The organism is Acinetobacter sp. PW68, assembly GCF_020982655.1.
Lineage (GTDB): Bacteria > Pseudomonadota > Gammaproteobacteria > Pseudomonadales > Moraxellaceae > Acinetobacter > Acinetobacter towneri_A.
In genome coordinates, this window is sequence record NZ_JAHZSX010000001.1 from 1,459,088 (window position 1) to 1,471,141 (window position 12,054).

Here is a 12,054-nt window from a genome sequence, read left to right on the forward strand (position 1 = left end):
AACATACTTTTAGGAGCAATAGTATGAACCGCCAAGAAATTGATGTATTAGTTAAGAAAATTAACGTCGATACTGCGACTGGTCCTGTAGATGAGCGAGTACAACAGATTGTTGTGCGCTTGTTAGGTGACCTGTTCCAGGCGATTGAAGATCTTGATATTTCTCAAACTGAGCTTTGGAAAGGTTTGGAATACTTTACGGATGCGGGCCAAGCAAATGAGTTAGGTCTATTAGCTGCAGGCTTAGGGCTAGAGCACTACTTGGACTTGCGTGCAGATGAAGCTGATGCTAAAGCAGGTATCACCGGTGGCACACCACGGACTATTGAAGGTCCACTTTATGTAGCAGGCGCACCTGAATCAGTTGGCTTTGCACGTATGGATGATGGTTCTGAAGAAGGTAAAATCCCGACTCTAATCATCGAAGGTACTGTAACTGATACCGAAGGCAATATTATTGAAGGTGCTAAAGTTGAAGTTTGGCACGCCAACAGCTTGGGTAACTACTCATTCTTTGATAAGTCACAGTCTGACTTCAACCTGCGTCGCTCTATTTTCACTGACCAAGATGGTAAATATGTTGCACTGACTACAATGCCAGTGGGTTATGGCTGCCCACCAGAAGGTACTACTCAGTTCGTATTGGACAAATTAGGCCGTCATGGTAACCGCCCATCTCATGTGCACTATTTCGTATCTGCACCGGGTTACCGCAAACTGACTACTCAATTCAACATTGAGGGTGACAAATACCTGTGGGATGACTTTGCATTCGCTACACGAGAAGGCCTTGTTGCAACCGCTGTTGATGTAACTGATGAAGCTGAAATTGCACGCCGTGGCCTAAAGGGTCCTTTCAAACACATTCAGTTCAATATTGAACTTGTGAAGGAAAAAGAAAACGCGCCTAGCACTGAAGTCGACCGTCGTCGCGCAAGTGCTTAATTCCCAAAAGGAAAGCGGGACGTGTCTTGAATATAAATCAGGCACTTCCCGATTGACTGCCCCTCATTGGACAGCCGGAGAAAGGACATGCCTCGTATTCCTGTAATTAACACCAGCCACTTAGACCGCATTGATGAGCTATTGGTTGATAATTTTGAATCTGGTGAATTTAAACTACACCGCTCAGTATTCACAGACCAACCCTTGTTTGACCTAGAAATGAAATACATTTTTGAAGGCAACTGGGTTTATTTGGCACACGAAAGCCAAATTCCAAACAACAATGACTACTACACCACTTATATTGGTCGTCAGCCAATCATCATTGCACGTAACCGTAATGGCGAATTAAATGCCATGATCAATGCGTGTTCACACCGTGGTGCACAGTTATGTCGTTACAAACGCGGTAACAAAGCAACTTACACTTGCCCATTCCATGGTTGGACTTTCAATAACTCTGGTAAGTTGTTAAAAGTAAAAGACCCAGCAGATGCAGGTTATTCAGATTGCTTTAACAAAGACGGTTCACACGACTTGAAAAAAGTTGCCCGCTTTGAAAGCTACAAAGGTTTCTTGTTTGGTAGCTTGAACCCAGATGTCCCTTCTCTGGAAGAGTACCTGGGCGAAGCAACCAAGATTATTGACATGATCGTAGGTCAGTCAGAACACGGTCTGGAAGTTTTACGTGGTTCTTCGACTTACACTTATGAAGGTAACTGGAAGTTAACTGCTGAAAATGGTGCAGATGGTTACCATGTATCTGCCGTACACTGGAACTACGCTGCAACAACTCAGCAACGTAAAGAAAAAGAAGCTGGCGATAACATCCGTGCAATGAGCGCAGGTTCATGGGGCAAACAAGGCGGTGGTTCTTACGGCTTTGAAAATGGTCACATGCTCCTTTGGACGCAATGGGCAAACCCAGAAGACCGTCCTAACTTTGCCAAGAAAGACGAATACACCGAGAAATACGGCGAAGCGATGGCAAAATGGATGATCGAGCGTTCACGTAACCTGTGTATCTATCCAAACGTTTACTTCATGGATCAGTTCGGTTCACAAATCCGTGTGTTACGTCCACTATCTGTCGATAAGACTGAAGTGACCATTTACTGTATCGGTCCTGTCGGTGAAGAGCCAGAAGCGCGCACACGCCGTATTCGTCAATACGAAGACTTCTTTAACGCATCAGGTATGGCTACACCAGATGATCTTGAAGAATTCCGTGCATGTCAAGCAGGCTACGCAGGTATCGCACTTGAATGGAACGACATGTGCCGTGGTTCTAAACACTGGATCCAAGGTCCGGATGATGCAGCGAATGAAATTGGTCTGAAACCGAAATTATCTGGCATTAAGACTGAAGATGAAGGGCTGTACCTAGCTCAACACCAATACTGGTTAGAACTGATCAAAAAAGGCATTGCGATTGAAAAAGAAATTGCTGCAAGCACTGAAGGAGAAACCGCATGAGCGACATCACTTTAGAAAAAATTGCACAGTTTCTGTATCAGGAAGCCCGCTTTTTAGATGATGAGCAATGGGATGACTGGTTACAGTGCTACGCCCCTACTGCTTCTTTCTGGATGCCTGCTTGGGATGACAATGACACTTTAACCGAAGATCCACAGTCCGAAATTTCCTTGATTTACTATCCAGACCGTCAAGGCTTAGAAGACCGTGTATTCCGTATCAAGACTGAACGCTCATCTGCGACCATGCCTGATACACGTACCAGCCACAACATTAGCAATATTGAAATTGTTGAACGTGATGGCGATAAAGTCACTGTACGTTTTAACTGGAACACTTTAAGTTTCCGTTACAAAACTAACTACAGCTACTTTGGTATGTCGCGCTATGAAATTGATTTTTCTGGCGACAAACCGCAAATTTTAAGCAAGTACGTGGTGCTGAAAAACGATTACATCAACCAAGTAATCGATATCTACCACCTCTAAGACTGTATTCATTTACAGCAAGGTAAAAACCTTTCAGCCAGATGGAATCTTGGCTGAAAGGTCTAGTTTCAAAGATTTATATAGGATATTCAGCCATGTCAAACCACAATGTTGCACTTCAATTTGAAGATGGCGTTACACGTTTTATTTCTGTTACAGATGGTGAAACACTGTCAGACGCAGCTTACCGTCAAAAGATCAATATTCCTTTGGACTGCCGTGACGGTGCATGTGGAACGTGCCGTGCGTTTTGTGAATCAGGTTCGTATGACATGCCTGAAGAAACTTATATTGAAGATGCATTGACACCAGAAGAAGCTGAACAAGGCTATATTCTTGCATGCCAATGTAAACCAACTTCAGACGCAGTATTCCAAATTCAAGCCACTTCTGATGTATGTAAAACTGAAATTCATGCATTTGAAGGTACATTGGCACGTGTTGAAAACTTATCTGACTCGACTATTACCTTTGATATTCAGTTAGATGAAGGTCAACCAGATATTCACTTCCTTGCAGGTCAATATGTGAATGTGGGTATTCCAGGCACAACAGAAACTCGTTCGTATTCTTTCAGCTCTAAGCCTGGCAACCGCTTAACTGGCTTTGTGGTACGTAACGTACTAAACGGCAAAATGAGCGAATTCTTAAGCCAAAACGCTAAAGCTGGCGACAAAATGACCTTTACGGGTCCATTTGGTAGCTTCTACTTACGTAATGTAGCACGCCCTGTGGTGATGTTAGCGGGTGGTACGGGTATTGCACCATTTATGTCTATGCTGCAAGTGCTTGAAGAAAAAGGTTCTGAGCACCCTGTACGTTTAGTCTTTGGTGTGACCAATGACTTTGACTTGGTTGCAATTGAAAAATTAAACGAACTACAAGAAAAATTCTCTTGGTTCGAGTACCGCACTGTTGTGGCAAATCCAGAATCTGCACACGAGCGTAAAGGTTACGTGACTGGCCATATCGAAAACGAATGGCTCAACGGTGGTGATGTAGACATCTACCTATGTGGTCCAGTGCCAATGGTAGAAGCGGTACGTGGCTGGTTAGATGCAGAAGGTGTTAAACCTGCAAGCTTCCTATTTGAAAAATTCTCTGCCAACTAAGTTTGTTAGACAGTCTAGAAACATAGTCGGAGAATACAATGAATCGCTCAAAAAGATTTGAAAACAAAGTTGTAATCGTGACTGGTGCCGCTCAAGGCATTGGTCGCGGTGTGGCTTTACAAGTGGCTAGCGAAGGCGCACAAGTAGTCATGGCTGACCTTTCTCCTTATGTAGAAGAAGTGTTGGCTGAAATTGAAGAGCTTGGTGGCGATGCTGTTACTGTAAAAGCCAATCTTGAAACTTTTGCAGGTGCAGAATCTGTCGTTGCAAAAGCACTCGATACCTATGGCCGTGTAGATGTACTCATCAACAACGTCGGTGGTGCAATCTGGATGAAACCTTTCCAAGAATTTTCTGAAGAAGAAATTATCAAGGAAGTGAATCGTTCATTGTTCCCAACCCTATGGTGCTGCCGTGCCGTGTTGCCAGAAATGATTAAGAATCAAAAAGGTACGATTGTAAACGTATCTTCTATTGCAACACGTGGTATTAACCGTGTGCCGTATTCGGCTTCAAAAGGTGGTGTGAATGGCTTAACCGCTTCCCTCGCCTTTGAACATGCCAAAGATGGTATTCGTGTGAATGCCATTGCAACAGGTGGTACAGAAGCACTACCACGTAAAGTGCCTCGCAATGCCAATCCATTGTCTCAAAATGAAAAAACGTGGATGCAGCAAGTGGTCGATCAAACCATTGATCGTACATTCTTGGGTCGCTACGGCACCATTCAGGAACAAGTGAATGCGATTCTATTCCTTGCTTCTGATGAATCATCGTACATCACAGGCACTGTTGTACCTGTAGGTGGTGGTGATCAGGGTTAAGCCAAGATCATGACCAACTTCAACAGGATCATTGCTTGACGCAAGGAGGCAAATATTCAATGAGTTACCTGTTCCAAACTTTAAAAAATGACTGGTCAATTTCAGCCACTGTTGCAGGATTCTTAGCAGTGCTGATCTCCTATTCAGGGCCATTGATCATCTTTTTCCAAGCGGCACAGCAAGCCCAAGTTTCCCCAGATATGATGATTTCATGGATTTGGGGAATTTCTATTGGTGCTGCAGTCGCAGGTATCTTTTTATCAATTAAGTATAAAGTACCTGTGGTGACCGCTTGGTCTGCACCGGGTACAGCCTTACTGGTAACGCTGTTTCCAGATATTTCTTTAAATGAAGCCGTTGCTGCTTACATCACCTCTGCCGTGGTGATTTTCTTGATTGGAATCACAGGATATTTTGACAAACTCCTGTCGTGGATTCCGCAAGAAGTCGCAGCAGGCATGATGGCAGGTATCTTGGTTCAATTTGGTTTAGGCCTATTTACTGCAACCAATACTCTGCCATACATTGTATTTGGGATGTTGGCGGTATTTTTATTGGCAAAGCGTTTTAGTCCACGTTATGCCATGATTTGGGTGCTTGCTGCAGGAATTATACTGAGCTTAATGCTCGGTCAAATTAACCCAGTCACCACCAATTTTAGTTTAGCAATTCCACAGTTTATTGCTCCTGAATGGACGTGGAGTTCAACCTTAAACCTGGCATTACCGTTAATTTTAGTCAGCTTGTCTGGGCAGTTTTTACCAGGTATGGCAATTATTAAAATTAGCGGTTATGACATGCCTGCTAAACCTATTATTAGTGCGACCAGTATCGCTTCTCTTGCCGTTGCATGTGTGGGAGGCATTACCATTGTACTAGCCTCTATTACCGCGGCATTGTGCTTAGGTAAAGATGCGCACGAACTGAAAGAAAAGCGATACATTGCAGGTGTTGCCAACGGTATTTTCTATATTTTAGGTGGGTTATTTGCGGGTAGCATCGTCATGCTATTTAGCCTATTGCCTAAAGAACTGATTGCAGCTTTGGCTGGACTTGCGCTTTTGGGTGCAATTGCTACCAATATTTCAGTGGCAATGAGTAAAGAATCACAGCGTGATCCGGCCCTCATCACCTTTTTAGCAACCGCCTCTGGTATGCAGTTTTTAGGGCTAAGTTCTGTATTTTGGGGTATCTGTATTGGTTTGATCGCACATTGGGTATTAACCAAACGTAACAGCTCAACCGCCCCCCTACCTTCAACTCAAAGTTCCAAAAGTTAATGGACATGCAATTGTCTAGGACACATTATGATTGATAAAAGTCAAACTTCTTTAACAGAAGTCCTTTCGCAAATTAAAGATGGTTCAACCATCATGATTGGTGGTTTTGGTACCGCAGGTCAGCCAGCGGAACTCATTGATGGTTTGATTGAACTTGGCATCAAAGATTTAATTATTGTAAACAACAACGCAGGTAATGGTGACTACGGTTTAGCAAAGCTATTAAAAGCTGGCGCAGTACGTAAAATCATCTGTTCATTCCCACGTCAGTCTGACTCTTGGGTATTTGATGAACTTTACCGCGCAGGCAAAATCGAGCTTGAACTTGTGCCACAAGGTAACTTGGCATGCCGTATTCAGGCTGCAGGTATGGGTCTCGGTCCAATCTATACCCCTACAGGTTTTGGTACTTTGCTTGCTGAAGGCAAACCCACCCTAAAGTATGAAGGTAAAGACTACGTACTTGAAAATCCAATCCGCGCAGACTTTGCTTTAATTAAAGCACAGCAAGGTGATCGTTGGGGTAACTTGGTGTACCGTAAATCTGCACGTAACTTTGGACCAATCATGGCGATGGCTGCCGATGTGACGATTGCACAGGTTTCTGAAGTGGTTGAGTTAGGCGCGTTAGATCCTGAACACATCATCACTCCGGGTATTTTCGTTCAGCACGTTGTTGCCGTTGGCGCAAAACAACCTGAACAATCTGCATAACTGTCACGTGAAGGAGAACATCATGCGCTATACCAAATTAACACGTGATCAAATCGCTGAACGTGTGGCACAAGACATTCCAGACGGTGCTTATGTTAACCTTGGCATAGGCTTACCAACTAAAATTTCTAACTACCTTTCTTCAGAAAAAGACGTATTCTTACATTCTGAAAATGGTTTATTGGCTTTTGGCCCACCACCTTCTGGAGGAGAAGAAGACCCTGAATTAATCAATGCCGGTAAAGAATTCGTAACCATGCTTACAGGCGGTTCATTCTTCCACCATGGTGACTCATTTGCCATGATGCGTGGCGGTCACTTAGACATCGCAGTATTGGGTGCTTTCCAAGTGGCTGAAAATGGCGACTTGGCAAACTGGCATACTGGCGCTCCTGACGCGATTCCTGCGGTTGGTGGTGCAATGGACTTGGCCGTTGGTGCAAAAAAAGTCTTTATTACAACCGACCACGTCACCAAAAAAGGCGAAGCTAAAATTGTAGCTGAACTGACTTATCCCGCTACAGGCTTAAAGTGTGTAGACCGCATTTACACTGACTTGTGTGTAATTGATGTCACTCCTGAAGGCATGAAAGTTATTGAGAAAGTTGAAGGCTTAAGCTTTGAAGAATTACAGTCATTGACTGGTGCAAAGCTGATTGATGCGACTCAGGCTTAATCGTCTTTAAATATAATTCTTAATCCCCCTAAATCCCCCTTTTTCAAAGGCGGACTTCCATCAAGTATTTTAGGTGAGAATCTCCTCCCTTTTTTAAAGGAAGGTTGGGAGGGATTAAGATATTTGGAAAATAAAATATGAAAAACGCATATATCGTCGATGCTATTCGTACCCCATTTGGTCGTTATGCAGGTGGTTTAGCCCCTGTGCGTGCTGATGACTTGGGCGCTCTCCCCATCAAAGCACTTATGCAACGCAACCCATCTGTAAACTGGGAACAATTGGATGATGTGATATACGGCTGTGCCAACCAAGCCGGTGAAGATAACCGTAATGTCGGTCGCATGTCTGCACTTTTAGCAGGTTTACCGTACCAAGTGCCTGCAACCACTGTGAATCGTTTATGTGGTTCATCGCTAGACGCAATTGCAATAGCTGCACGTGCAATTAAAGCAGGTGAAGCAAACCTGATTATTGCTGGTGGTGTTGAGTCAATGAGCCGCGCACCATTTGTGATGGGTAAATCTGAATCTGCTTATGATCGTAATCAAAAAATTGAAGACACCACAATGGGCTGGCGTTTCATTAACCCGAAACTCAAAGAAATGTACGGCGTAGAAACTATGCCGCAAACCGCTGAAAATGTGGCGGAGCAGTTCAACGTAAACCGTGCCGATCAGGACTTATTTGCTTTGACCAGCCAGCAACGTACTGCTGCTGCACAAGCACGCGGTTTCTTTGACAAAGAAATTATTGCAGTAGAAATTCCTCAACGTAAAGGTGAGCCTGTCGTTGTTGCTGCAGACGAACATCCACGGGCCTCAACCACAGCAGAAGCCTTGGCAAAATTGAAGCCAGTGGTAAAAGCAGATGGTACAGTGACTGCAGGTAATGCATCAGGTATTAACGATGGTGCGGCTGCCCTCTTGATTGCTTCTGAAGAAGCTATTGAACAACACGGCTTAAAACCACGTGCCAAAATCATTGCTTCAACTGTTGTTGGTGTTGAACCACGTATTATGGGCTTTGGTCCTGCGCCTGCAATCAAAAAATTGTTGGCACAAACAGGTTTGACCATTGAACAAATGGACGTGATTGAACTGAACGAAGCCTTTGCTGCACAAGCATTAGCATGTACTCGTGACTTAGGCATTGAAGATGGTTCAGAGAAAGTCAATCCAAACGGTGGTGCAATTGCTATAGGTCACCCACTTGGTGCATCTGGTGCGCGTTTAGTCACTACAGCACTGAACCAACTTGAACAAACTGGCGGTAAATATGGTTTATGTTCAATGTGTATTGGTGTTGGTCAAGGTATTGCTTTGATTATTGAACGTGTTTAATCCTCATTAAAAGTTCCCCTTTCATAAAGGGGGGATTTAGGGGGATTTATAAGATTAAGGATTTAAAAAAAATGCCAACTTTTACCTCAAATGATGCGCAAATCAATTACCAAACTTTTGGTGATACTGCAAAACCTGCACTGATTTTTTCAAACTCGCTTGGTACAAATTTCAAAATGTGGCAAGCACAGATTGATTTTTTCCAGCAAGATTTTTTTGTCATTTGCTACGACACACGTGGTCACGGTGCATCATCGGCGCCGCAAGGCCCATATAGCATTGATCAATTGGGTCAAGATGTTGTAAATCTACTCGATCACTTAAATGTTGAAAAAGCGGCATTCTGTGGTATTTCTATGGGCGGTTTAACAGGTCAATGGTTAGCGATTCATCGCCCTGAACGTTTTAATCAGGTGGTGGTATGTAATACCGCAGCAAAAATTGGTCAAGAACAGGCTTGGAATGACCGTGCCGCATTGGTACGCGAACAAGGTTTACAGCCGATTGCTTCGACTGCAGCATCACGCTGGTTTACTGAACCCTTTATCCAAAGCAACGCGACAGTGGTCAACAATCTTCAAAACGACTTGGCAGCTGGCAGCGCCGAAGGTTATGCGAGCTGTTGCGAAGCTTTGGCTAAAGCGGATGTACGTGAACAACTTAAAGACATCACTGTGCCTGTTTTAGTGGTTGCAGGTCAGCAAGACCCTATAACAACAGTTGCCGATGCTCAATTTATGGTTGAACGTATTGCCAATAGCCAATTGTTTGAAATCAATGCATCGCACATTTCTAACGTAGAATTGCCAAATGAATTTAACCAATCAGTGAAGCAGTTTATCCAAGCATAAAACTTCATTGTTATTGTTAATAAGTTAAAAGTTAAAAAAATAGAGTTCTTTCGAGAACTCTATTTTTTATAGATGAATCTGCAGTTAGACGAGCTAGACTTAAACTAACTCCACCGCAATCGCTGTGGCTTCACCACCGCCAATACATAAAGATGCCACGCCTTTTTTCGCGCCTATACGTTGCAATGCATGAATGAGCGTCACAATAATACGTGAACCTGAAGAACCTAGAGGATGCCCCAAAGCACATGCACCACCCTGAATATTCACTTTGGCAGGGTCTAAATCAAAAGCATCTATCGCAAGCATGGTTACCATGGCAAAGGCTTCATTAATTTCCCACAAATCTACATCGGCAACCGACCACCCTGCTTTATCTAGCACTTTTTGAATCGCCCCTACAGGAGCAAGAGTAAACTCAGAAGGATGTTGTGAATGTGTCGCGTATGCCACAACTTTTGCAAGCGGTTTTAAGCCACGCTCTGCCGCAACCACATCTGATGTAATCACCAGAGCAGATGCGCCATCTGAAATAGAGCTGGCATTGGCGGCTGTAATCGTGCCATCTTTTTTAAATGCGGGACGCAAACTGCTAATTTTATCGACTTTGGCATTTAACGGTTGTTCATCCTGATCGACAATCACATCACCTTTACGTGAATGAACAGTGACAGGCACGATTTCATTTTTAAAATAACCGTTTTGAATGGCTTCTACCGCGCGGTTTAAAGAGCGAATTGCGTATTCATCCTGCTGCTCACGGGTATAGTTTTTCTTGTCTGCCATGTCTTGCGCCAGCACGCCCATCGACAAGCCTGTTTCAGCATCTTCTAAACCTTCCTGAAACATGTGGTCTGTGACTTTGCCGTGTCCCATACGGAAACCTGCACGTGCTTTATCTAGCAAATACGGCGCATTCGACATAGATTCCATACCGCCAGCGACCACAATCTGCGCTGAACCTGCCTGAATAGCATCGGCTGCCTGCATAACAGCTTTCATGCCAGAGCCACAAATTTTATTGATGGTGGTTGCACCTGTACTATCGGGTAAACCCGCTTGACGCATCGCCTGACGTGCAGGGCCTTGCTTCAAACCTGCAGGCAATACACAACCAAAAATTACTTCATCAATGTCAGTCCCACTTAAACCTGCACGTGCAACTGCGTGTTGAATTGCAACCGCGCCTAAATCGGGTGCTGTACAACTTGCCAGTGAACCTTGAAAGCCGCCCATTGCGGTACGTACAGCATCTACAATTACAATCATTTTTAGTCCCTTATTACCGTCTTTTTAAAGTGATTACCGTAAAAGCCATGCTTTTTAAAATTACAAATAACATCCCTGTGAGTTAGCAAGTAATTCACGTTAAATGTAAATCTAAAGATGAGCATTGCAATCTCGCAAAGTGCTGAATTGCTATGCTTGATTGATCTTAGACTTTTAGGCCTTGCTTATGAAAAATAGAATAAAAGTTTTAGAAATCCAATTTTATTTCACTAAAATGACCTGTTTGGTTCAGTTTTATTGACAACCGATTTGGCTTATGGATTGTGCTATTTTTCACATGATATTTTTTAAATTCATTGGTTCACTGATGAACATACGTTAAAACTTACCTTTTCAAGACCTTGGTGCTATTTTCAAGTTGCTCAAACTGCACTAGACTCCAACATGCTTAATTGGTTGTAATTGGAATATTGATTGATGACGACTCTACGCCAAGAAAATTTCCGACGTCGTAAAGAGAAAATTTTGGCAATGGCTGAGGTTTTATTACTGGAAAATCATAATGATATTACATTAAGTGAGTTGGCTGCAGAGTTAGATATTGCCAAAGGCACAATTTATAAATATTTCAAAAGTAAAAATCAGCTCTATTTAGAGTTAATTATTTTAAATGAACAGCGTTTATTGGATATTTCCAAACAGTATCACCATAACTTTCAAACTTATGTTTCGCAGTACATGCTGTATAACATGCTTAATTCCAACCGTACGATTTTGCTGCACTCGATTGAAGAACGCTTAACCAATAATGAACGTAAACTAAATGAATTGTTTGAACAGTTATACGATATTCGTGAGCAGCGTATTTTAGAAATTAAAGACATCACCCAAGCCTATTTAGAGTCCTTTAACAGCGCGATGTCGATCCGTGATTATCTGTCTTATATTTGGACAGTAACTTATGGTGCGTCGTTATTACTCAATTCTACCCATTATCAAAAAGCTATTGGGTCACGTGAACGCTTAATCAAGCTATATATTAATCAAGCACTGATGACGCCAGATAAAGTATCTGCGATTGTTTGATTTTTACATAGTTAGCTTCGTTGGATTCAT

Annotated in this window: 12 protein-coding genes; 11 read left to right on the top strand and 1 reads right to left on the bottom strand. The window is 43.0% G+C overall.

Features of this window, described 5'->3' with window-relative positions:
• The first annotated feature begins 23 nt into the window (after positions 1–23).
• The 10 genes from catA to pcaD all read left to right on the top strand — a co-directional run bounded on the left by catA (position 24) and on the right by pcaD (position 9,708).
• Positions 24–944 (top strand): catechol 1,2-dioxygenase, encoded by a 921-nt coding sequence (catA, locus tag K1T76_RS07050; protein WP_070155137.1) that lies wholly within the window; start codon positions 24–26, stop codon positions 942–944.
• An 87-nt stretch (positions 945–1,031) separates the two neighbouring features.
• Positions 1,032–2,420 (top strand): benzoate 1,2-dioxygenase large subunit, encoded by a 1,389-nt coding sequence (benA, locus tag K1T76_RS07055; protein ID WP_230244940.1) that lies wholly within the window; start codon positions 1,032–1,034, stop codon positions 2,418–2,420.
• A complete protein-coding gene (gene benB, locus K1T76_RS07060) occupies positions 2,417–2,908 on the top strand; it encodes a benzoate 1,2-dioxygenase small subunit (RefSeq protein ID WP_230244942.1) in 492 nt (163 codons plus the stop codon). The genes benA and benB overlap by 4 nt, the downstream gene beginning before the upstream one ends.
• Positions 2,909–3,003: 95 nt before the next feature.
• The gene (benC, locus tag K1T76_RS07065) at positions 3,004–4,020 is read left to right on the top strand and encodes a benzoate 1,2-dioxygenase electron transfer component BenC (RefSeq protein WP_230244944.1); all 1,017 of its coding nucleotides are present in this window, start codon (positions 3,004–3,006) and stop codon (positions 4,018–4,020) included.
• 38 nt (positions 4,021–4,058) lie between these two features.
• Entirely contained in the window at positions 4,059–4,844 is a 786-nt protein-coding gene (benD, locus tag K1T76_RS07070) for a benzoate diol dehydrogenase BenD (protein WP_230244946.1), read from the top strand.
• Positions 4,845–4,903: 59 nt separating this feature from the next.
• Complete coding sequence (gene benE / locus K1T76_RS07075; protein ID WP_230244948.1) at positions 4,904–6,124, top strand: benzoate/H(+) symporter BenE; 1,221 nt, start codon at positions 4,904–4,906, stop codon at positions 6,122–6,124.
• Between the two features lie 27 nt (positions 6,125–6,151).
• Positions 6,152–6,838 carry a 3-oxoacid CoA-transferase subunit A gene (locus K1T76_RS07080; protein WP_019837575.1) on the top strand — a complete coding sequence of 229 codons (687 nt, stop codon included), beginning with the start codon at positions 6,152–6,154 and terminating at the stop codon, positions 6,836–6,838.
• A 22-nt stretch (positions 6,839–6,860) separates the two neighbouring features.
• Positions 6,861–7,514, top strand: a complete 654-nt coding sequence (locus K1T76_RS07085) for a 3-oxoacid CoA-transferase subunit B (RefSeq protein ID WP_230244950.1) — start codon at positions 6,861–6,863, stop codon at positions 7,512–7,514.
• Between the two features lie 137 nt (positions 7,515–7,651).
• Complete coding sequence (gene pcaF / locus K1T76_RS07090) at positions 7,652–8,857, top strand: 3-oxoadipyl-CoA thiolase (RefSeq protein ID WP_230244952.1); 1,206 nt, start codon at positions 7,652–7,654, stop codon at positions 8,855–8,857.
• Positions 8,858–8,928: 71 nt separating this feature from the next.
• Positions 8,929–9,708: a 3-oxoadipate enol-lactonase gene (pcaD, locus tag K1T76_RS07095; RefSeq protein WP_230244954.1), complete on the top strand. Its 780-nt coding sequence runs from the start codon at positions 8,929–8,931 to the stop codon at positions 9,706–9,708.
• A 99-nt stretch (positions 9,709–9,807) separates the two neighbouring features.
• Here the strand turns inward: pcaD and K1T76_RS07100 are convergent, their stop codons facing one another.
• A complete protein-coding gene (locus tag K1T76_RS07100) occupies positions 9,808–10,977 on the bottom strand; it encodes a thiolase family protein (protein WP_096901606.1) in 1,170 nt (389 codons plus the stop codon).
• Positions 10,978–11,415: 438 nt separating this feature from the next.
• On the opposite strand from K1T76_RS07100, the gene K1T76_RS07105 reads away from it, so the two are divergent.
• On the top strand, positions 11,416–12,024 hold the full coding sequence (locus K1T76_RS07105) for a TetR/AcrR family transcriptional regulator (protein WP_004973506.1): 609 nt from the start codon (positions 11,416–11,418) through the stop codon (positions 12,022–12,024).
• Positions 12,025–12,054: the final 30 nt, after the last annotated feature.

Excerpts from the sequence above, each read along its gene's own strand:
- catA (WP_070155137.1), top strand. The coding sequence starts at position 24 with ATGAACCGCCAAGAAATTGATGTATTAGTTAAGAAAATTAACGTCGAT.
- benA (WP_230244940.1), top strand. The coding sequence starts at position 1,032 with ATGCCTCGTATTCCTGTAATTAACACCAGCCACTTAGACCGCATTGAT.
- benB (WP_230244942.1), top strand. The coding sequence starts at position 2,417 with ATGAGCGACATCACTTTAGAAAAAATTGCACAGTTTCTGTATCAGGAA.
- benC (WP_230244944.1), top strand. The coding sequence starts at position 3,004 with ATGTCAAACCACAATGTTGCACTTCAATTTGAAGATGGCGTTACACGT.
- benD (WP_230244946.1), top strand. The coding sequence starts at position 4,059 with ATGAATCGCTCAAAAAGATTTGAAAACAAAGTTGTAATCGTGACTGGT.
- benE (WP_230244948.1), top strand. The coding sequence starts at position 4,904 with ATGAGTTACCTGTTCCAAACTTTAAAAAATGACTGGTCAATTTCAGCC.
- K1T76_RS07080 (WP_019837575.1), top strand. The coding sequence starts at position 6,152 with ATGATTGATAAAAGTCAAACTTCTTTAACAGAAGTCCTTTCGCAAATT.
- K1T76_RS07085 (WP_230244950.1), top strand. The coding sequence starts at position 6,861 with ATGCGCTATACCAAATTAACACGTGATCAAATCGCTGAACGTGTGGCA.
- pcaF (WP_230244952.1), top strand. The coding sequence starts at position 7,652 with ATGAAAAACGCATATATCGTCGATGCTATTCGTACCCCATTTGGTCGT.
- pcaD (WP_230244954.1), top strand. The coding sequence starts at position 8,929 with ATGCCAACTTTTACCTCAAATGATGCGCAAATCAATTACCAAACTTTT.
- K1T76_RS07100 (WP_096901606.1), bottom strand. The coding sequence starts at position 10,977 with ATGATTGTAATTGTAGATGCTGTACGTACCGCAATGGGCGGCTTTCAA.
- K1T76_RS07105 (WP_004973506.1), top strand. The coding sequence starts at position 11,416 with ATGACGACTCTACGCCAAGAAAATTTCCGACGTCGTAAAGAGAAAATT.